Here is an 18,169-nt window from a genome sequence, read left to right on the forward strand (position 1 = left end):
GAGGTGAAATGAAGTTGTCCTCGCGCATCGCGCTCAAATCCGTCGCCACCTTGCTGGCCCTGAGCGTTTCGGCTGCGGCCATAGCCGGGCCCCATGGCGGCCCTGGGGAACCGGGCGGCCCTGGGGAACCGGGCGGCCCGGGACCAGGCCCTTACCATGGCTGGGGGCCGGGGCATGGCTATGGCCTGCCGGATTACGCGCGGGAAGTCTGGATCGGCAGCATGCTCTACTTCGTCGCCGCCGGGACTTACTACCTGTGGAACGCCGACCGCCGCCAGTATGTCGCGGTGGAGACGCCGCCGGCCGTACAGGCCGCGCCGACCACCAGCTACGAGGTGATCGCCTATCCCGCCAGTGGCCAGTCGCCGGAGCAGCAGAGCCGCGATCGCTATGAATGCCACACCTGGGCCGTCGGCCAGAGCGGCTTCGACCCGGCCGCTGCCACCCAGGCACCGCCGGCGGGCCAATCCGACACCTACCGTCGTGCGCTGGGCGCCTGCCTGAGCGGGCGCGGCTACAGCATCAACTGATTCCCCGGCGCCTTATCCACAGGCGCCACACCGAACAGGCCGCCTCGCAGGCTGTCGTGCGATGACTCCTTGGCATTCCCTCCCCGGGGCAAGGTTCGAGATACGCACGCTGCGGGGCGGCCTTCTTTTTTGCCTCACGCACCGCTTGAGGCTCTTGTAGGAGCGAGCTTGCTCGCGAACCGCTTGGCAGCGGAGCAAGGCTTGTTCGCGAGCAAGCTCGCTCCTACAGAAAAGACGCGGGGTCAGTGCGATCCACGCGCGCTGAGGAAGGTCGCGAAGATGATCAGCACGCCGCCCGCCAGCATGCGCAGGCTAGGCTCTTCGCCGAACAGCACAGCAGCGAAGGCGATGCCGTAGACCGGCTCCAGGGCGAAGATCACCGCCGCCGTGCGCGCCTTGATCAACCGCAGGCTGGCGACGAACAGGCTGTGGGCGACGCCGGTACAGAGCACGCCCAGCGCGACCAGCCAGAGCCAGTCCATGCCTCGAATCGCGGGCAGGTCGAAGAGCACCAGTGGCAGCAGGCAGGCGATGATCGTCAGGTTCTGGCACAACGCCGCCTGGATCGGGTCTATCCCGCGCACGCTCACCCGGTTGGCCAGCGACAGCAGGGCGAACAGCAGGCCCGAGAGGGTGCCCCAGAGCAGGCCGGCGGTGGCGCCGTCGTGCAGGTCCAGGGTCGGCGTGACCATCACCAGGCCGATGCACACCAGCACCACCACCAGGTACTCACCCTTGCGGATGCGTTCGCGGAACAACAGTCCTTCCAGCAGCACGGTGAAGGCAGGGAAGCTGGCGAAGCCGAGAGTGGCCACGGCGACATTGCCCACCTTCACCGCGAGGAAGAAGGTCAGCCAGTGCGTACACAGCAGTACGCCGCCACCCAGCAGCATGGCGGCCTGTTTCAGCGTGGGGCGCCTCTGTTGACGCAGATGCCCGGCGAACACCGCCGCCAGTGATAGCGAGCCGAACAGAGCGCGGCCGAAGACGATGACCAGGGGGCCGGCGAGGATGAGTTTGCCGAAGATGCCGGACAGCCCGAACATCAGGGCGCCGATGTGCAGGCCGATCAGGGCGCCGCGGGGAGTGAGTTGGGTAATGCGATTCATGCCTGAAATGCGGTGGCAGGGCCTTGTCGGGAAAGTGAAGCGTGCCGGGCCAGCCGGCACGAGGTGAAACGAAGGTCAGGCCAGTCGCGAGCCATTGGGCAGCGGCTTGTCGAACCCGGTCAGCACCACTTTCTCGTCACTGTCGTAGGCGCCGGTGACCAGCACTTCCGAGCGCACGCCGGCGATGGACTTGGGCTCGAAGTTACACACGCACAGCACCTGGCGGCCGATCAGTTCGTTGGCCTCGTAATGCGCGGTGACCTGCGCGCTGGAGGTCTTGATCCCCAGCGGGCCGAGGTCGACCTGGAGGATGTAGGCGGGCTTGCGCGCCTTCACGTTGGGTTCGGCCTGGACGATGGTGCCCACGCGCAGTTCGACGCGCTCGAAATCCTGCCACTCGATGGTGTCTACCGACATCGCTGCTCCCACTGGTTTGCTTGGTTGCCGGCAGTCTAGGCCCTGGGCTCGCGGCTGTCTGTCGCGCGGCTAGCGGGAATTGTCGCGTGCCTGCTGGCGCAATTGGCGCGGCGTGGTACCGAACTGGCGCACCAGCGCGGCGGTGAAGGCGCTTTGCGAGGCATAGCCGACCTGCGCGGCGATTTCGCCCACCGACTGGTGCGAGCCACGCAGCAGATCGCGGCCCAGTTGCAGACGGCGCTGGCGCACGTAGTCCATGGGCGTCTGCCCGGTTTCGGCGAGGAAGCGGGCATGGAAGCGTGCGGCAGAGAGCCCGGCGAGCCGTGCCAGGTCGGCCACCTGCAGCGGGTGCGCGGCGTGGCGATCGATGTAGCTGTCCAGACTGGCCAGCGGCAACTGCGCGGGCTCCTCGACGCGCTGCTGGCCGGCGGCGAGGCTGGCCAGCAGCAGGATGGCGCCCTGACGCGCCAGCACCGGGTCATGCAGCGAACTGCCGGCGAGCCAGTGCACCAGTTGCGCCTGGTCATGGCTGAGCAGGCGCTGGCCAGGGGTTTCCAACAGGCGCCGGCCGGCATCGCTGTGCAGGCCGAGGCCGCCGAGAAGGTCCTCTTCATCTTCCAGGTCCACCACCAGGCAGCGGCTGCCGTCGGGGCTGGCGCAGGCGTGGTGCTCGTCACGCGGTACCACGGCGAAGGTCTGCCGGGTCACCAGGCTGCCGCGTCCACCGACTTCGAAATCCAGGCTGCCGGACAGCCCCAGCACCAGCTGCGCATGGCTGTGGCTGTGGGCGAGGTGGTCGTGGCTGTAGTGGCGCAGGGAGAGGATCTGGCTCATGCGATGCGACTTTCCGGGCGGGCAGGCTGACAGTCTAGCGCGCCGCGGGCTGTCACGGGACTGTCGCCAGTCGGTCATGTGCGCTTCACCGCGTGGGCCGACACTCGGAGAAACCCCACTGGAGGTCGCCGACGATGAGCAGCGCGCAACGCATGACGCCGACGAAGAAGCAACGGGTACGAACCCTGTGGATATCCGATGTCCACCTGGGCACCCGTGACTGCCAGGCCGAGCACCTGGCCGGTTTCCTCAAGCGTTACCACGCCGACCGCATCTACCTGGTGGGCGACATCATCGACGGCTGGAAGCTGCGCGGCGGCATTTACTGGCCGCAGGCGCACACCAACGTGATTCGCCGCCTGCTGACCATGAGCAAGCGCGGCACCGAGGTGATCTACGTCACCGGCAACCACGACGAATTCCTGCGCCGCTATTCCTCGCTGCTGCTGGGCAACATCCGACTGGTCGACGAGATCGTCCACACCACCGCCGACGGACGCCAGCTGCTGGTGATCCACGGCGACCAGTTCGACGTCATCACCCGCTACCACCGCTGGCTGGCCTTCCTCGGTGACTCCGCCTACGAATTCACCCTGACCCTGAATCGCTGGCTCAACCATTGGCGTAGTCGTTATGGCTACGGTTACTGGTCACTGTCGGCGTACCTCAAGCACAAGGTGAAGACGGCGGTGAACTTCATCAGCGACTTCGAGGAAGCCATTGCCCACGAGGTGCACAAGCGTGGCCTCAACGGCGTGGTCTGCGGGCACATCCACCACGCGGAAATCCGCCAGATCGGCGAGGTGGAATACCTCAACTGCGGCGATTGGGTGGAATCCTGCTCGGCGCTGATCGAGCACTGGGACGGCAGCATCCAGCTCTATCGACTGGCCGAGGAGCAGGCTCGCGCCGAGGAGCCCGTGGTGGTCGAGTCGGCGGCATGAGGCTGCTGGTCGTCACCGATGCCTGGCTACCGCAGGTCAATGGCGTGGTCACCAGCCTGAGGGCGCTGGTGGCCGAGCTGGAAGGGCTGGGCCATGTGGTCGGCCTGCTCACCCCGCAGGACTTTCGTCACCGCCCGTGCCCGAGTTACCCGGAGATTCCGCTGGCGTGGGACCTGTGGAAGGTGGGCGAGAAGATCACCGGCTTCGCTCCCGACTGTATCCACCTCGCCACCGAAGGCCCGCTGGGCTGGGCCGCTCGGCGCTGGCTGGTGCGCCGGGGCCTGAAGTTCAGCAGCGCCATCCACACGCGCTTTCCCGAGTACGTGAGCACGCGGTGGCCGTGGTTGCCGCTGGGCTGGGGCTATGCCTTCCTGCGCCGTTTCCACGCACCGAGCCAGGCCGTGCTGGTGAGCAGCGAACGGATGCGCGGCACGTTCGCCGATCATGCCTTCGACAACCTCGCGCTATGGCGCAAGGGTGTGGATATCCAGCGCTTCCAGCCGGGTGTGGGCGCACCGCCGGAGGAGCCGGTGTTCCTCTATGTCGGCCGGCTGGCGCGGGAAAAGAATCTCGAAGCCTTCCTCGCTCTCGACCTGCCGGGGCGCAAGCGAGTGGTGGGAGATGGCCCGCAGCGTGCTGAGCTGCAAGCTATTTATCCACAGGTGGAATTCCTCGGTTATCGCCACGGCGACGACCTCGCCGAGGCCTACCGCAACGCCAGCGTGCTGGCCTTCCCGTCGCTGACCGACACCCTCGGTCTGGTGATGTACGAGGCGCTGGCATGCGGCACGCCAGTGGCGGCGTTCCCGGTGACGGGACCGCTGGATGTGCTGGAACAAGGCGTAACCGGGGTGATGGACGCCGACTTGCGCAGTGCCTGCCTGCAGGCGCTGGAACTGGATCGCCAGACCTGCGTGGAATGGGCGAGCGGGCAGACCTGGCGGGCATCGGCGCAGGAATTCATGGCGCTTCAGGTACGCCTGACGGAACTGCCCGTCAGTGACGAACCGGGCTACGCGAACGGCTGATCAGAACAGCTGGCGATCGTGGTCCAGGCTCTGGTCCACCAGCCATTTGCCGTGGGCGATGGAGGCGTGCTGGGCCTTCGCCAGGTCCGACATGAAGGCGAATTCGACCGGCAGTGTCTTGCGCCTGGTGGTCTGTCCGTCCGGGGCGGTGATGTGGCAGCCGGCGGCCCAGGGAGTGGGGATGCCGGGGTGTTCGACGACATCGGCAGTGATGGTGTACTGGCGGTACTCGCATTGCATCAGGCTCATGGGGCGTCCTCCTGGCTGTTCGCCAACGGCCCAAAGCGGGCGGCAGGCGGGCGGAACGGCACCGGCGTCGTGCGCCGGCAAGCCTTGCTAACCCCCACCATAGTCCACCCGGCAGGCCTTTCCGGCGGATACCGACGAACGTGAATGTCACCTTCGCCGGAGATTTCCTGCGCGAATCTTCCCAATGTTGGCGCACCGCGCCAGACTGTCGGCCATGCCTATCCAGACCCTCTCCCGCCTAGCCGAAGTCGACGCCCACCAGTGGGATGCCCTGCTGCCGGACGACCAGCCGTTCCTGCGCCACGCCTTCCTCTCCGCCCTGGAGGACAGCGGCAGTGTCGGTGGCCGGACCGGTTGGAAACCCTCCCATCGTGTGCTGCTGGGCGACGACGGCCACCTGCTGGCCGCCGCGCCGGCCTATCTGAAGAGCCACTCCTATGGCGAGTACGTGTTCGACTGGAGCTGGGCGGATGCCTGCCTGCGTGCCGGAATCCCGTACTACCCCAAGCTGCTGGTGGGCATTCCCTTCACGCCGGTTGGTGGTGCCCGCCTGCTGGGCACGCCGGAAGCGGCCCTGAGCCTGGTCGGCGCGCTGGCGGGTGACGTGGACGAGGGGCATTGTTCCGGCGTGCACGTGAACTTCACCGATGCTGCCGCCGATGCGCTGCTGCGCCATGCCGACGGCTGGCTGGAGCGCCTGGGCTGCCAGTACCACTGGAACAACCGCGGTTACCGCGACTTCCAGGACTTCCTCGACGCGCTCAGCTCGCGCAAGCGCAAGCAATTGCGTAAGGAGCGCGAGCAGGTCGCCGGGCTCGGGCTGGACTTCATCTGGATGGAAGGACGCGAGCTATCCGAGACGCACTGGGACTTCGTCTACGCCTGCTACAGCAGTACCTATGAGGTGCGCGGGCAGGCGCCTTACCTGAGCCGCGCGTTCTTCAGCCTGATTGGTGAGCGCATGCCCGAGGCGATCCGCGTGGTCTTCGCCCACCAGAATGGCCGGCCCGTGGCCATGGCCTTCAGCCTGCTGGGCGGTGACACGCTGTATGGCCGTTATTGGGGCTGTCTCGCGGAGTTCGACCGCCTGCATTTCGAGACCTGCTTCTACCAGGGCCTGGACTTCGCCATCGGCCATGGCCTCAAGCGCTTCGATGCCGGGGCGCAGGGAGAGCACAAGCTGATCCGGGGCTTCGAACCGGTGATCACGCGCTCCTGGCATCGCCTGGGGCATCCGGGACTACGCGAGGCAGTGGAAGAGTTCCTGGCGGGGGAGAGGGCGGGCATCCTGGCGTACGCCGAAGAGGCCCGCGTGGCTTTGCCGTATCGGCAGGAATGAGCGGGTTGCCCCTGCGAACCGCCGGCCGAGCCAACGTCTCGCAGGGGCTGAAGGTTTATTCCGGCTTCGCCTCGCCCTTGCCCGGCAGCATCCGCACCAGGGTGTTATCACGGCTGATGTAGTGGTGGAACAGCGCGGCCAGCGCGTGCAGGCCGATCAGCCAGTAGCCGAGCACGGCGATGGTCTCGTGCCAGTACTTCACCTGCTTGGCCAGGTCCGGGTTCTTGTCCACCAGGTGCGGCAGCTCCATGCCCCAGAACGGCACCGGCTTGTCGGCGGCGCTGAGGATGATCCAGCCGGCCAGCGGCAGGCCGATCATCAGGGCGTAAAGGGCCAGGTGCATCAGTTTGGCGGGGATCATCTGCCAGGCCGGCGGCGCGGGAACGATGGGTGGGGTGGGATAGATGAAGCGGCCGATGATGCGCAGCCAGACCAGCACGAAGACGCTCAGGCCGAGCATGAAGTGCCATTGGGAGAACAGCGCGCGGGTATCGCTGCCTTTGGGGAAGTTGGTGCGGTACTCCATGCAGAAGTACGTGGCGGCGATCAGCACTAGCATGATCCAGTGCAGGGCTATGGACAGGCTGCCATAGCGGGACGGGGTCTTGGACAGGCTCATGACGGTTCCTTGTTTGGCTCGGAGTCGTGACGCCCCGTTCTGGCGACGGGGCTATCAGTCTCAGCATAGAGCCTTAACCCTGCCTGAAAAACCGTGAAGGCAAAGTGAAAGGGCCGCAATGTGCGGCCCTTTTGACGTCGGTCAGCCTTCGTCGTCGGCTGACTGGCGGGAGCGGATGGCGTTCACCAGGCGCTTGGCCAGCGCGGGATAGTCTTCATCGAAGTGGTGGCCGCCGGGCAACTGCAGGTTCTCGCCCACCGCCTGCGGCTGGGTGCAGCCGCTTTCGTCCTTCTCCTCGATGCCGTACACGCAGAGTACCTTCGGCCCCGGCAGGCGGGCCATTTCCGGGCCGGTGGAGGCTTCCTGGCCGGCCTTGCCGAGCCAGCCCTGCACCTCGATCTCGAAGCTGCCGCTGCGGGCGAAGGCCAGCAGGATCACCGAGCTGACGTCCTTCTTGGCGTCTGCCGGCAGGCGGTTGTAGATCGCCGGCAGCACGTCGGCGCCGAACGAGTAGCCGGCCAGCACGAAGTGCTTGGCGCCCCATTTCTCGCGGTAGTGCTGCATCAGCAGGGCGAGGTCGGCGGCGCTCTGCTCCGGGGTCTTGTGCTCCCAGAAGTAGCGCAGGGCGTCGACGCCTACCACCGGATAGCCCAGCTCGGCCATCTGCGCGGCGACGTCGCGGTCGAGGTCGCGCCAGCCGCCGTCGCCCGAGTAGAACAGGGTGACGGTTTCCGAGGGCTTGGCGGCCGGGACTTCCACCACCGGGACATTGTCGCCGCCGCCCTGCAACTGCTGGCGCAGTTGGTCGGCGAGGACCTTGGGCAGCGGGGTGTCGTAGTCGGTGATGACCGTTTCGGCGTTTTTCAGGCCGCGGGCGAAGCGCGCGCTGGCGTCATCCGGGTTGTCGTTCCAGGCGGCCAGCCAGTGGCCGTGGGCGGCAGTAGTCGGCAGCGGGGTCGCGGCGCAGTCGGGCTTCTCCAGGGAGAAACCCACCGACAGGGCCTTGGCCTTGTCATCGGTCTGCCCGGCGAGCCAGCGGAAGGCCCAGGCGCTGCCCGGACCGATGCCGGCGACCAGGGTCGGCTGGCCGTCGAGCAGGGCGCTGGCAGCCTGGATGCGAGCCTGCTGGGTGGTGCAGTCCTTTTCCGGGAAGACGAACTGCACCACGCGGGCGCCGCTGTCGTGGGCCAGTGCCAGCAACTGGCCGTCGTCGAGTTTCTGGTCGGCCTGCACGGCCAGCAGAACACGGGCGTTCGGCGCCTTGCCGGGGATGGCCAGGGCGACGGCGCTGCCGTCGGGCAACTGGCGGTGTTCCAGGGAGGCCTGGGAAGCCGGGCGGCTCCACAGCAGCAGGCCGATGGCGATGATGATCAGCAGGAGGAGGGCGAGCAGGTGTCGCCAGCGTCGTTTCAACATATCAGCGTTTTACCAATCCACTCAGGCCGCCTGCGATGAGGGCGGCCGTATCGGCCAGGGCCACCAGCGGATCCAGTCCGGCGGGCACGGCCAGGTAACGGGGTTCCCAGTCGGGCTGGAACTTGTCCTTGAAGCGTCGCAACCCCTGGAAATTGTAGAACTGCTCACCCCGGCGAAAAACCAGCGCGCCGAGACGTTGGGTCAGCGGGGCGCCACGGCGCGGCTGCAAGCCGGCCAGTGGCACCATGCCGAGGCTGAAGCGGGTGTGCCCGCTCTCCTTGTAATGCAGGATCAGGCCGAGCATGAGGAATTCCATGGTCAGCTTGGGGGCGTCGGGGGCCACGCGCATCAGGTCGATGCTCGCCAGCTCCTTGCCGGAGGTTTCCAGCAGGTTGGCGAAGGCCACGGCGCGGCCCTGGAAACGCACCACGACGACGCGGAAATAACGCAGGTATTCGGGAGTGAAGCGGCCGAGGGAGAAGCCCTTCTCGCGGACGTTCTTGCCACCCAGCCAGGCGTCGGAGATGGCGCGCAATTCGTCCATCGGCGCGTTGCCGGCGTCATGGAATTCCAGGCTCAAGCCGTCGCGCTGGCCACGGTTCCAGGTGTAGCGCAGGTCCTTCATCTCCTTGCCCTTGCTCTCCAGGTCGAAGCGGCGCAGGTCGACCCGGGCCTCCTCGCCGAGCTTGAGCGCGGTCAGGCCGATGTCCATGTACAGCGGCAGGTTCTCCGCGCGCACCTGGTAGAACACCGGGCGCGCGTGATGCAGGTCGCAGAGGTCGCGGAACTGCCAGATCAGTTCGGCGCGGGCCTGGGCCGGGCCTACTGGATCGAACAGCGCCACCAGGCTGCGGCCGCGGCGCGCGTACATCAGGAAGGCGTCGTTGCCCTCGTGGAACAGCAGCGCCTTGTCGCCCGACAGGGCCAACCCGCCGTCGGGTTGCGAAGACTTGGCGAGGATGGCAGCGGCGGTGTCCAGGTCTTCGCGGCTGGGCTCATGAATCGCCGGCGGCGCAGTGCGTAGCAGCCAGTAGAGCGCCAGGGCCGCGAGCAGGACGCAGCTGCCCAGGGCCGCGCGCAGGCCGCGAGGGGCGTCGGCGTCCAGGGCGAACTGCCACCAGAGTTCGTGGCTGTAAGGCACGTCCTGGTAGGCGAACAGCAGTAGCCAGATCGACGCGGCGACGACGCAGGCGGCGGCGCCCAGGTAGATCGGCGAGAACGGCAGGTCCATCAGGCGGCTGCGGCGGTAGAAGGCGCTGCGGAAGATCACCAGCAGGGCGGAGGTGAAGCTGAGGATCAGCGCTTCTTCCCAGTCGAAGCCCTTGAGCAGCGACAGCGCGGCGCCGGCGATCAGAAGGCCGAGAGTCAGTGCCCAGGCGGCGGACAGGCGGCGGCGCAGGCCATAGGCGAGCAGCAGGCAGAGCACGCCGATCAGGCTGGCGGCGAGGTGCGAGGCATCGATAAGGCGGTGCGGCACGAGGAAGCCGACTTCGTCCAGGCGGGTGTCGATGGACGGCGTGGCCCCGGAGAACAGCAACACGATCCCGGAGATGAACACCAGCAAGGAGAGGATCTGCGCGGCAAAGCCGGAGGTGATGCGCACCGCCTGTTTGGCCACCAGTACGCGGCGGGCCTCGAGGAACAGCAGCAGCAGACAGGCGACGATCAGCGGCAGCACCACGTAGATCAGTCGATACAACAGCAGTGCAGCGGCCAGCGGCGCGGCGCCCAACTGGTTGGCGAAGGCCGCCAGCAGCACCGCTTCAAACACGCCGACGCCGCCCGGCACATGGCTGAGCACGCCAGCGGCCAGCGCGATCAGGTAGACCAGCAGGAAGGCGCCGAAAGGCGGGGCTTCGGGCAGCAGCAGATAGAGCACGGTGGCGGCGGCAGCCACGTCCAGCGCGGTGATCAGCAATTGCAGCAGCGACAGGCGCAGGCCCGGCAGGCGCAAGGTGCGGCGGCCGAAGCGGACCAGGTGGCTGTCGGGCGAGGGCTGCTCGGGCAAGCGGCGGCGTTCTATACCGACGACCAGCAGCAGGCAGAAGCCGATGATGCTCAGCGCCAGTACCGCCACCAGCCACTCCGGCAGGTGCAGGGCCAGCGAGGCGTCGGAGAGGTCGCTCAGCGCGGCGAGCGCGGCCAGCACCGGCAATGCGCAGCCCAGCGACAGGCTGGCGAACAAGGTCATCAACGCGACGTCGCCAGCGCCCAGCCCCTGGCGGGCATAGAGGCGATAGCGCACCGAGCCGCCGGAAAGCATCGACAGGCCCACGGCATTACCGATGGCGAACGCGGAGAAACCGCCGGTCAACAGCGCCGGGACGGGCAGTTTCACGCCAGCGAAGCGGCTCGCCGACCATTCATAACCCAGCAGGAAGACGAATCCGACCACGGTGGCAGCGAAAGCGCCGAGCAGCGAGGTGGTGGGCACGTCGAGCAGGGCGTCGTGCAGGGAGTAGGCGTCGATGTCGCGCAGCAGGTGATAGCAGGCGATCAACGCGAGGCTGAACAGCACCAGGGTCACGCCCAGGCCGAGTGCCTGGCGGTTGGCGTTCACCCAGTTGAGCCAGGTCGCTCGGGCGGGAGCGTCTTCGGTGGCAGATGTCTCAGGTGTGGCGGGGTTGGCGCTCATCGGGCACCTCAATCGATTTAGCGCGACAGAGTAGGGGCACTGACGCGAATTCCCAAGTCCCCGGAAGAGTATTTTCCTGATCCGTGAGACGCCACCCGTGGGCAATCATTTTCTGGGCACAACGAAAAAAGCCACTCCTAAGAGTGGCTTTCTTCTTGATGTCTGGTTGCGGGAGCAGGATTTGAACCTACGACCTTCGGGTTATGAGCCCGACGAGCTACCAGACTGCTCCATCCCGCGGCGGCCATTCTACGCCGGTACGCCAGGGTGTCAATCGAAAAATGGAAAAAGTGATTTTCTATCAATTATTTAGCCGCGATGAACGGCAGCGGGGTGGCTATTGATAGGAGGGCCTTTCCGGCCTGCGGATAACCGGGATGACGGCTTTTTGCATTACCATGCACGGGTTTTCCGCTGCCTTTTCGGGCGGCTTCCGACGGTGATGCAGGCGCCTTCTTCGTGACTCGGCAGAGAAAGATCATCCACATCGATTGCGACTGCTTCTATGCCGCCATCGAGATGCGCGACGACCCCAGCCTTGCGGGCAAGCCGCTGGCCGTGGGTGGATCGCCGGACAAGCGGGGCGTGGTCGCCACCTGCAACTACGAGGCGCGCGCCTACGGGCTGCATTCGGCCATGGCCATGCGCACGGCGGTGAAGCTGTGCCCGGACCTCACCATCGTGCGCCCGCGAATGGACGTCTACCGCGAGACTTCGCGGGACATCCACGCGATCTTCCGCGATTACACCGACCAGATCGAGCCGCTGTCCCTGGACGAGGCCTATCTTGACGTCAGTGACAGCGAACGCTGTGGCGGCAGTGCCACGCGTATCGCCCAGGAGATTCGCCAGCGCGTCTGGGAGACCCTGCACATCACCGTGTCTGCCGGGGTGGCACCGAACAAGTTCATCGCCAAGATCGCCAGCGACTGGCGCAAGCCCAACGGCCTGTTCGTGGTCACGCCGGATGAGGTGGACGGCTTTGTTGCCGAACTGCCGGTGAAGAAGCTGCATGGCGTGGGCAAAGTCACTGCCGAGAAGCTGGCGCGCCTGGGCATTCGCACCTGCGCGGACCTGCGCGACTGGTCGCGCATCCAGCTGGCCAAGGAGTTCGGCAGTTTCGGCGAGCGGCTCTGGGGATTGTCGCGGGGGATCGACGAGCGCCCGGTGCAGGTGGATAGCCGCCGCCAGTCGATCAGCGTGGAGAACACCTTCGACCAGGACCTGCCGGACCTGGCGGCCTGTCAGGAGGAATTGCCGTCGTTGCTGGGTGAACTGGAGCGGCGCATGACGCGCCTGGACACCAGCTATCGGCCGGGCAAGCCGTTCATCAAACTGAAGTTCCACGACTTCACCCAGACAACCCTGGAGCAGGCGGGCGCCGCCCGAGACCTGGAAAGCTACCGGCTGCTGCTGGGGCAGGCCTTCCAGCGCGGCAACAAGGCGGTGCGTCTGATCGGCGTGGGCGTGCGTCTGGTCGACCTGCGCGGCGCCCACGAGCAGCTCACGCTCTTCTAGCTCTGGCTGAAGGAGCCTCAGCCTTCGGGCCACATGCGCATGGCGCGGCCGGAGACTGGCCACAGGCGCAGTTCGCCCTCGTCGGTGATATCCCAGCGCTGCACTTCGCCGAGCATCTTGAGGAACTGCTGTTCCTGCTCCATCACCAGGTCGGCGCACAGCTTGCGGGTGGCACCGGGCTGGCCGAAGGTCAGCTGCTCGCCTTCGAGCTTGTAGCTGGCGAACCAGTGGTTGCAGCCGGCGCTGCCGTAGGCTCGGCCGTTGCCGTCCAGGGTCAGGCTGATGTGCGTGTAGTCGATCAGCGGGTGCTCACCGACCCATTCCACGCGGTAGGTCTGCTCCGCTTCGGGAACCGGCTTGCTGGCGCAGCCGGTCAGGGCCAGCGCGGTGCAGGCGCTGGCGATCAGGGCTTTCATGCTGTCTCCTTGCTCTGGCAATCCGGGCAGAGGTGGCGGTTGCCAACCTTGGCCCATCCGAGTTCGGCGATGCGCTGCTCGGCGGCGGGCTGCTGGGCAGCCTTGCCGAGGGTGGCATCGACGGCGAATTCGAAGTCCAGTGTAGCCGCGCAGCCGTCGCAGTTGACCTTCCACTCGTGGATACCCAGTTCACGGAACACCGGGCCCTTGGCAACGGCCATCCACTGCCCCGGCGGGTTGATCAGGTGGCGGACCTTTTCCACTTCCAGGGTCATGCTCAGGCTTTTGCTGCCCTTGAGGCTAACCAGCAGGGTGTCGCCGGCCTTGATCGAGCCACCGATGCCGGTGACCTGATAGCGGCCCGGAGTCAGCGCGCGGCATTCGTTGAGGGTGAATTGCGGGTTGAGCAGGGTGTAGCGGAAATCGTGCTGGGCCATGGGTCCTCCGGGAAAGCGCGGCATTCTAGGGCGCGTGGCGTGTGGATGCGAGCGCCTTCTGCTCAGTTTTTCACCAGGTTCACCGGATTGCCGGCCCGCCAGGCGGCGATGTTGGCCAGGGTGGTCTGGGCGATTCCGGCCAGCGCCTCGCGGGTCAGAAAGGCCTGGTGCGCGGTAATGATCACGTTGGGGAAGGTCAGCAGGCGCGCCAATACGTCGTCCTGCAGCGGCTGGTCGGAACGGTCGGCGAAGAAGATGTCGGCTTCCTCTTCATAGACGTCCAGGCCGAGGTAGCCGAGCTGGCCGCTTTTCAGCGCCTCGATCAATGCCGGGGTATCCACCAGCGCGCCACGGCCGGTGTTGATCAGCATGGCGCCGCGCTTCATGCGTTCCAGGCTGGCGGCATTGATCAGGTGTCGGGTCGCGTCGTTGAGCGGGCAGTGCAGGCTGATGATGTCGGATTGTGCGAGCAATTCGTCCAGCTCGACGAAGCGCCCGCCCAGCGCCTCGATTGCGCGGTTGGGGTACGGGTCATAGGCCAGGATGTGGCAGCCGAAGCCGCTCATGATGCGGGCGAAGACTTCGCCGATCTGCCCGCTGCCGATGATCCCGACGGTGCGCCCGTGCAGGTCGAAGCCCGTCAGTCCGTGCAGGGAAAAGTCGCCTTCGCGGGTGCGGTTGTAGGCGCGGTGCAGATGTCGGCACAGCGCCAGGACCAATCCCACGCCGTGTTCGGCCACCGCGTGGGGCGAATAGGCCGGTACGCGCACCACGGCCAGACCCAGTGCCTGGGCGGCGGCGAGGTCGACATGGTTGTAGCCGGCCGAGCGCAGGGCGATCAGCCGGGTGCCGCCCGCCGCCAGGTGCTCCAGCACCGGGCGTGACAGATCGTCGTTGACGAAGGGGCAGACCACCTCGAAGCCCATGGCCAGGGCGACGGTGTCCTCGCGCAGCTGCGCCTGCTGGAAATGCAGCTCGAAGCCGTGGCCATGGTTGGCGGCGAGGAAGCTGTCGCGGTCATAGGTCTGGTTGCTGAACAGGATGATGCGCATCGATTGAATTCCGTCTTCAGTGCGACTGGCCGGCTTCGACTTCCAGGAGGCCTTCGGTCGCTTGTGCCAGCTCGGCCATGGCCTTGTCCAGCTCATCCAGCGCGGCGGGGCTGTCCGGTTCGTTCTGCTTGAGCAGTGTCTCGGCGCGCTGGCAGGCGGCGCGCAGCATCGGCACGCCGCAGTAGCGGGTGGCGCCGTGCAGGCGGTGGATGCGTTCGAGCAGGGTGTTGCGGTCGTTGCGCTCTCGGGCCTGGCGGATCACCTGGCGGTCGGCGGACAGCGAGGCGAGCAGCATGCCGAGCATGTCGGCGGCCAGTTCCGGCTTGCCGGCGGCCAGGCGCAGGCCTTCCTCCGGGTCCAGTACGCTGAGGCCTTCCAGGGAGGACTGGGCCTGGCGCGGTCGCTCGTCGCGCGGCTCGCCCAGTGCGAGGCCTGTCCACTTGAGGATCACCTGGACCAGCTGGCGCTCGTCGATCGGCTTGGTCAGGTAGTCGTCCATGCCGCCCTGCAGCAGGGCGCGCTTCTCGTTGGCCAGGGCATGGGCGGTGAGGGCGATGATCGGCACCGGGCTGACCTCGCGATCGCCTTCCCACTGGCGGATCGCTTCGGTGGCCTGGCGGCCGTCCATGATCGGCATCTGTACGTCCATGAAGACCAGGTCGAAACGCTCGCGCTGTACCGCCTCGACGGCGGCGAGGCCGCTATCCACGGCAGTCACCTCGGCGCCCAGGTCGGTCAGCAGGGTCTTCACCAGCAACAGGTTGGCCGGATTGTCGTCGACGCAGAGCAGACGTGGCGTGCGCTCCAGCTTGCCGTTGACGGTCTTGTCCTTGCGCGCCGGCCGCAGGTGCAGCAGCTCATTGAGTGCCTGCTGCAGCTTGCGCGTGCAGGCGGGTTTGCTCTGCACCTGGGCATCGGGCAACACGTCGTTGTAGTGCGCCTGTTCGATGGTCGGGCAAAGCACCAGGCTCTTGCAGCCGTGCTGTTCCAGCTCACGGATGGACTGGCGCAGCGCCTCGGGCGGGTGGTCTGCGGCGGTTACACCGAGCAGCGCCAGGGTGATTGGCGCCTTGTCCGACGGCCCGGCCAGCAGGGTCTTTTCCAGCGTGACGAGGTCGGGGAACTCGGTGACCTCCAGGCCGCAGTCTTCCAGCTGGTGATGCAGGGCCGTGCGGGTCAGTTCGTGGGGTTCATACAGTGCCACGCGCAGGCCGCCGGCCAGGGCGTGCGGCAGGTCGTCGCCGTCGTCGCGGGCCTTGGGCAGGTTGAGGCTGATCCAGAACTCCGAGCCGTCGCCGGCGCTGCTTTCCACGCCGATCTCACCGCCCATCTGCTCGATCAGGCGCTTGGAGATGACCAGACCCAGGCCGGTGCCGCCGGCTTGGCGCGAGAGGGAGTTATCCGCCTGGCTGAAGGCCTGGAACAGCGCGCGCAGGTCGGCGTCGGTCAGGCCAACGCCAGTGTCCTGGACGCTGATGCGCAACTGCGCGCGGTCGTCGCTCTCGTCTTCGAGCATGGCGCGCACGGCGATGCTGCCATCGTGGGTGAACTTGATGGCGTTGCTCACCAGGTTGGTCAGCACCTGCTTCAGGCGCTGCGGGTCGCCCACCAGCTGCAATGGGGTGTCGCGGTAGATCAGGCTGACCAGCTCCAGGTGCTTCTCGTGGGCGGCGGGGGCGAGGATGGTCAGGGTGTCCTGGATCAGCTCGCGCAGGTTGAACGGGATGTTCTCCAGCACCAGCTTGCCGGCCTCGATCTTCGAGAAGTCGAGGATCTCGTTGATGATTCCCAGCAGGCTCTCGGCGGACTTGTGGATGGTGCCCAGGTAGTCCTGCTGGCGGCTGGTCATCTCGCTCTTCTGCAGCAGGTTGGTGAAGCCGAGGATGCCGTTGAGCGGGGTGCGGATCTCGTGGCTCATGTTGGCGAGGAATTCGGACTTGATCCGGCTCGCCTCCAGCGCCTCCTTGCGGGCCAGGTCCAGCTCGATGTTCTGGATCTCGATGGTCTCAAGGTTCTGCCGCACGTCCTCGGTGGCCTGGTCGATGTTGTGCTGCATCTCTTCCTGGGCGCTCTGCAACGCCTCGGCCATGCGGTTGATGCCGCCGGCCAGCTCATCCAGTTCGTGGCTGCCCAGCGCGGGCAGGCGGGTTTCCAGGCGGCCTTCCTTGAGCTGGGCGACGCCCTGGGCGATCTGCCCCAGGGGTGCGTTGATCGCGCGGCTCATGCGCAGCGCGAGGAGGGCGGTGACCGCCAGTCCCGCGCCGATCAGCAGCAGGCTGGTGAACAGGCTGCGGTAGCCGCGCAGCAGGGTGCCGTGGTGCGACAGTTCCAGCTCGACCCAGCCCAGCAACTTCTCGGCGTCCTCGTCCGGGTCGCCGGACAGGCTGCGGTGCTTGCCCAGCACCGGCAGGAGAAAGTGGGTGGTGTCCAGGTTGCTCGCCATACTCAGGTGTGAGCCGTCGCCCGAAGGCATGGGGGTGAGGATGCTGGGGCCGGCGTGGACCAGTTTTTCCCGGTCCGGGTCAAGGAAGGTCACGGCGCGCACGTCGGGCTGGTCCAGCGCTTCGTTGGCGATGCGCTCGAGCAGCTCGTTATTGTGGTTGGCCATCGCCGGGGCCGACAGCGGCGCGAGTTGTTCGGCGATCAGTTGCCCGCGCTCGATCAACTGGGCGTGCATGTCCGACAGCTGCACCCAGGTGAAATAGCCGCCCAGCACCAGCGCCAGCAGGCTGGTGGGCAGCAGGGTGAGCAGCAGTACACGTCCCTTGATGCCGAGATCCTTGAACACGCGCTTCCTCCGATGCGTTTATCCCCGGCAGTGTAGCGGTTCGGACCTTCGTCGGAAGCCCTTTGCCTTGCCGAGAACGCGCAGAATCGTGAATACTCCACGCAATTGCTAATCACTCTTATTTGATATGAATGCCATCGCTTCGTCCGGCTTGCGCCTGCTGACCATCGAGGACGACCCGACCCTGGGCGCCCACCTGTCTTCCCACTTGAGCGAACGCGGCTTCGAGGTCACCTGGTGCCAGGACGGCGACGAAGGCCTGGCCCAGGCGCGCGGCAGCGACTACGACCTGGTGCTGATGGACATCATGCTGCCTGGCATCGGCGGCCTGGATATCCTCCGCACCCTGCGCCGCGAGCGCGCGGTGCCGGTGATCCTGATGTCCGCCCTGGGCGCCGAGCAGGACCGTATCGCTGGCTTTTCCCAGGGCGCCGACGACTATCTGCCCAAGCCTTTCAGTCTTGCCGAGCTGAGCGTGCGTGTGGATGCGGTGCTGCGCCGTGTGGCGCTGGAGCGCGGCAGCCAGTCGCTGAGCTCGGCCCCGACCGGCCTGCAGATGGACCCGCAGAAGGACGACGTCGGCCTCGACGGTCAGTGGGCCGGCCTGACCGGGACCGAATACCGCCTGCTGGAAACCTTCCTCGGCAGCCAGGGCGAGACCCTGAGCAAACCCTTCCTTTATCAGCACGTGCTGCATCGCGCCTTCACCGCCCACGACCGTAGCCTGGACATGCACGTTAGCCACCTGCGCCGCAAGCTCCAGGCCATCGGCTACGTTCGCCACCAGTTGCACACCGTCTGGGGCAAGGGCTACGTGTTCGCCGAGGCCGAGGACTGA

The 18,169-nt window shown here is 66.6% G+C and carries 17 protein-coding genes and 1 tRNA gene; 6 read left to right on the forward strand and 12 right to left on the reverse strand.

What is annotated here, in order from left to right; all coding sequences use genetic code 11:
- The first annotated feature begins 8 nt into the window (after window positions 1-8).
- Entirely contained in the window at window positions 9-530 is a 522-nt protein-coding gene (locus FAS41_RS04095; protein ID WP_138520366.1) for a hypothetical protein, read from the forward strand.
- Window positions 531-772: 242 nt separating this feature from the next.
- On the opposite strand, the gene FAS41_RS04100 is transcribed toward FAS41_RS04095, so the two are convergent.
- The 3 genes from FAS41_RS04100 to FAS41_RS04110 form a co-directional block, all read right to left on the reverse strand.
- Window positions 773-1,639 carry a DMT family transporter gene (locus tag FAS41_RS04100; RefSeq protein WP_138520367.1) on the reverse strand — a complete coding sequence of 289 codons (867 nt, stop codon included), beginning with the start codon at window positions 1,637-1,639 and terminating at the stop codon, window positions 773-775.
- A 75-nt stretch (window positions 1,640-1,714) separates the two neighbouring features.
- A complete protein-coding gene (locus tag FAS41_RS04105; protein WP_138520368.1) occupies window positions 1,715-2,056 on the reverse strand; it encodes a tRNA-binding protein in 342 nt (113 codons plus the stop codon).
- A 69-nt stretch (window positions 2,057-2,125) separates the two neighbouring features.
- A complete protein-coding gene (locus tag FAS41_RS04110) occupies window positions 2,126-2,890 on the reverse strand; it encodes a helix-turn-helix transcriptional regulator (RefSeq protein ID WP_138520369.1) in 765 nt (254 codons plus the stop codon).
- A 134-nt stretch (window positions 2,891-3,024) separates the two neighbouring features.
- Between FAS41_RS04110 and FAS41_RS04115 the strand changes: the two genes are divergently transcribed.
- Window positions 3,025-3,834 carry a UDP-2,3-diacylglucosamine diphosphatase gene (locus tag FAS41_RS04115; protein ID WP_138520370.1) on the forward strand — a complete coding sequence of 270 codons (810 nt, stop codon included), beginning with the start codon at window positions 3,025-3,027 and terminating at the stop codon, window positions 3,832-3,834.
- On the forward strand, window positions 3,831-4,862 hold the full coding sequence (locus FAS41_RS04120) for a glycosyltransferase family 4 protein (protein WP_138520371.1): 1,032 nt from the start codon (window positions 3,831-3,833) through the stop codon (window positions 4,860-4,862). Before FAS41_RS04115 ends, FAS41_RS04120 begins: the two co-directional genes overlap by 4 nt.
- Here the strand turns inward: FAS41_RS04120 and FAS41_RS04125 are convergent, their stop codons facing one another.
- Window positions 4,863-5,111 carry a hypothetical protein gene (locus FAS41_RS04125; RefSeq protein WP_138520372.1) on the reverse strand — a complete coding sequence of 83 codons (249 nt, stop codon included), beginning with the start codon at window positions 5,109-5,111 and terminating at the stop codon, window positions 4,863-4,865.
- Window positions 5,112-5,325: 214 nt separating this feature from the next.
- On the opposite strand from FAS41_RS04125, the gene FAS41_RS04130 reads away from it, so the two are divergent.
- Window positions 5,326-6,450, forward strand: a complete 1,125-nt coding sequence (locus FAS41_RS04130) for a GNAT family N-acetyltransferase (protein WP_138520373.1) — start codon at window positions 5,326-5,328, stop codon at window positions 6,448-6,450.
- A gap of 55 nt (window positions 6,451-6,505) precedes the next feature.
- Here the strand turns inward: FAS41_RS04130 and FAS41_RS04135 are convergent, their stop codons facing one another.
- The 4 genes from FAS41_RS04135 to FAS41_RS04150 form a co-directional block, all read right to left on the reverse strand.
- A complete protein-coding gene (locus FAS41_RS04135) occupies window positions 6,506-7,069 on the reverse strand; it encodes a cytochrome b (protein WP_138520374.1) in 564 nt (187 codons plus the stop codon).
- A 141-nt stretch (window positions 7,070-7,210) separates the two neighbouring features.
- Window positions 7,211-8,485 carry a virulence factor family protein gene (locus FAS41_RS04140; protein ID WP_138520375.1) on the reverse strand — a complete coding sequence of 425 codons (1,275 nt, stop codon included), beginning with the start codon at window positions 8,483-8,485 and terminating at the stop codon, window positions 7,211-7,213.
- A gap of 1 nt (window position 8,486) precedes the next feature.
- A complete protein-coding gene (mprF, locus tag FAS41_RS04145) occupies window positions 8,487-11,120 on the reverse strand; it encodes a bifunctional lysylphosphatidylglycerol flippase/synthetase MprF (RefSeq protein ID WP_138520376.1) in 2,634 nt (877 codons plus the stop codon).
- A gap of 163 nt (window positions 11,121-11,283) precedes the next feature.
- Window positions 11,284-11,360 (reverse strand) — tRNA-Met (locus FAS41_RS04150).
- Window positions 11,361-11,579: 219 nt separating this feature from the next.
- On the opposite strand from FAS41_RS04150, the gene dinB reads away from it, so the two are divergent.
- A complete protein-coding gene (dinB, locus tag FAS41_RS04155) occupies window positions 11,580-12,638 on the forward strand; it encodes a DNA polymerase IV (protein ID WP_138520377.1) in 1,059 nt (352 codons plus the stop codon).
- A gap of 17 nt (window positions 12,639-12,655) precedes the next feature.
- Here the strand turns inward: dinB and FAS41_RS04160 are convergent, their stop codons facing one another.
- From FAS41_RS04160 to FAS41_RS04175, 4 genes are all read right to left on the reverse strand, one after another.
- The gene (locus FAS41_RS04160; protein WP_138520378.1) at window positions 12,656-13,054 is read right to left on the reverse strand and encodes an META domain-containing protein; all 399 of its coding nucleotides are present in this window, start codon (window positions 13,052-13,054) and stop codon (window positions 12,656-12,658) included.
- Window positions 13,051-13,491: a hypothetical protein gene (locus tag FAS41_RS04165; RefSeq protein ID WP_138520379.1), complete on the reverse strand. Its 441-nt coding sequence runs from the start codon at window positions 13,489-13,491 to the stop codon at window positions 13,051-13,053. Before FAS41_RS04165 ends, FAS41_RS04160 begins: the two co-directional genes overlap by 4 nt.
- A 62-nt stretch (window positions 13,492-13,553) precedes the next feature.
- Window positions 13,554-14,543: a 2-hydroxyacid dehydrogenase gene (locus tag FAS41_RS04170; RefSeq protein ID WP_138520380.1), complete on the reverse strand. Its 990-nt coding sequence runs from the start codon at window positions 14,541-14,543 to the stop codon at window positions 13,554-13,556.
- Between the two features lie 16 nt (window positions 14,544-14,559).
- Window positions 14,560-17,331 (reverse strand): response regulator, encoded by a 2,772-nt coding sequence (locus FAS41_RS04175; protein ID WP_138520381.1) that lies wholly within the window; start codon window positions 17,329-17,331, stop codon window positions 14,560-14,562.
- 127 nt (window positions 17,332-17,458) lie between these two features.
- Between FAS41_RS04175 and FAS41_RS04180 the strand changes: the two genes are divergently transcribed.
- Window positions 17,459-18,169, forward strand: a complete 711-nt coding sequence (locus FAS41_RS04180; RefSeq protein WP_138520382.1) for a response regulator transcription factor — start codon at window positions 17,459-17,461, stop codon at window positions 18,167-18,169.

The sequence above is a fragment of the Pseudomonas nicosulfuronedens genome (assembly GCF_005877905.1).
Lineage (GTDB): Bacteria > Pseudomonadota > Gammaproteobacteria > Pseudomonadales > Pseudomonadaceae > Pseudomonas > Pseudomonas nicosulfuronedens.

Excerpts from the sequence above, each read along its gene's own strand:
- FAS41_RS04095 (WP_138520366.1), top strand. The coding sequence starts at position 9 with ATGAAGTTGTCCTCGCGCATCGCGCTCAAATCCGTCGCCACCTTGCTG.
- mprF (WP_138520376.1), bottom strand. The coding sequence starts at position 11,120 with ATGAGCGCCAACCCCGCCACACCTGAGACATCTGCCACCGAAGACGCT.
- FAS41_RS04130 (WP_138520373.1), top strand. The coding sequence starts at position 5,326 with ATGCCTATCCAGACCCTCTCCCGCCTAGCCGAAGTCGACGCCCACCAG.
- FAS41_RS04125 (WP_138520372.1), bottom strand. The coding sequence starts at position 5,111 with ATGAGCCTGATGCAATGCGAGTACCGCCAGTACACCATCACTGCCGAT.
- FAS41_RS04160 (WP_138520378.1), bottom strand. The coding sequence starts at position 13,054 with ATGAAAGCCCTGATCGCCAGCGCCTGCACCGCGCTGGCCCTGACCGGC.
- FAS41_RS04100 (WP_138520367.1), bottom strand. The coding sequence starts at position 1,639 with ATGAATCGCATTACCCAACTCACTCCCCGCGGCGCCCTGATCGGCCTG.
- FAS41_RS04115 (WP_138520370.1), top strand. The coding sequence starts at position 3,025 with ATGAGCAGCGCGCAACGCATGACGCCGACGAAGAAGCAACGGGTACGA.
- FAS41_RS04140 (WP_138520375.1), bottom strand. The coding sequence starts at position 8,485 with ATGTTGAAACGACGCTGGCGACACCTGCTCGCCCTCCTCCTGCTGATC.
- FAS41_RS04135 (WP_138520374.1), bottom strand. The coding sequence starts at position 7,069 with ATGAGCCTGTCCAAGACCCCGTCCCGCTATGGCAGCCTGTCCATAGCC.
- FAS41_RS04110 (WP_138520369.1), bottom strand. The coding sequence starts at position 2,890 with ATGAGCCAGATCCTCTCCCTGCGCCACTACAGCCACGACCACCTCGCC.
- FAS41_RS04120 (WP_138520371.1), top strand. The coding sequence starts at position 3,831 with ATGAGGCTGCTGGTCGTCACCGATGCCTGGCTACCGCAGGTCAATGGC.
- FAS41_RS04170 (WP_138520380.1), bottom strand. The coding sequence starts at position 14,543 with ATGCGCATCATCCTGTTCAGCAACCAGACCTATGACCGCGACAGCTTC.
- FAS41_RS04180 (WP_138520382.1), top strand. The coding sequence starts at position 17,459 with ATGAATGCCATCGCTTCGTCCGGCTTGCGCCTGCTGACCATCGAGGAC.
- FAS41_RS04105 (WP_138520368.1), bottom strand. The coding sequence starts at position 2,056 with ATGTCGGTAGACACCATCGAGTGGCAGGATTTCGAGCGCGTCGAACTG.
- FAS41_RS04165 (WP_138520379.1), bottom strand. The coding sequence starts at position 13,491 with ATGGCCCAGCACGATTTCCGCTACACCCTGCTCAACCCGCAATTCACC.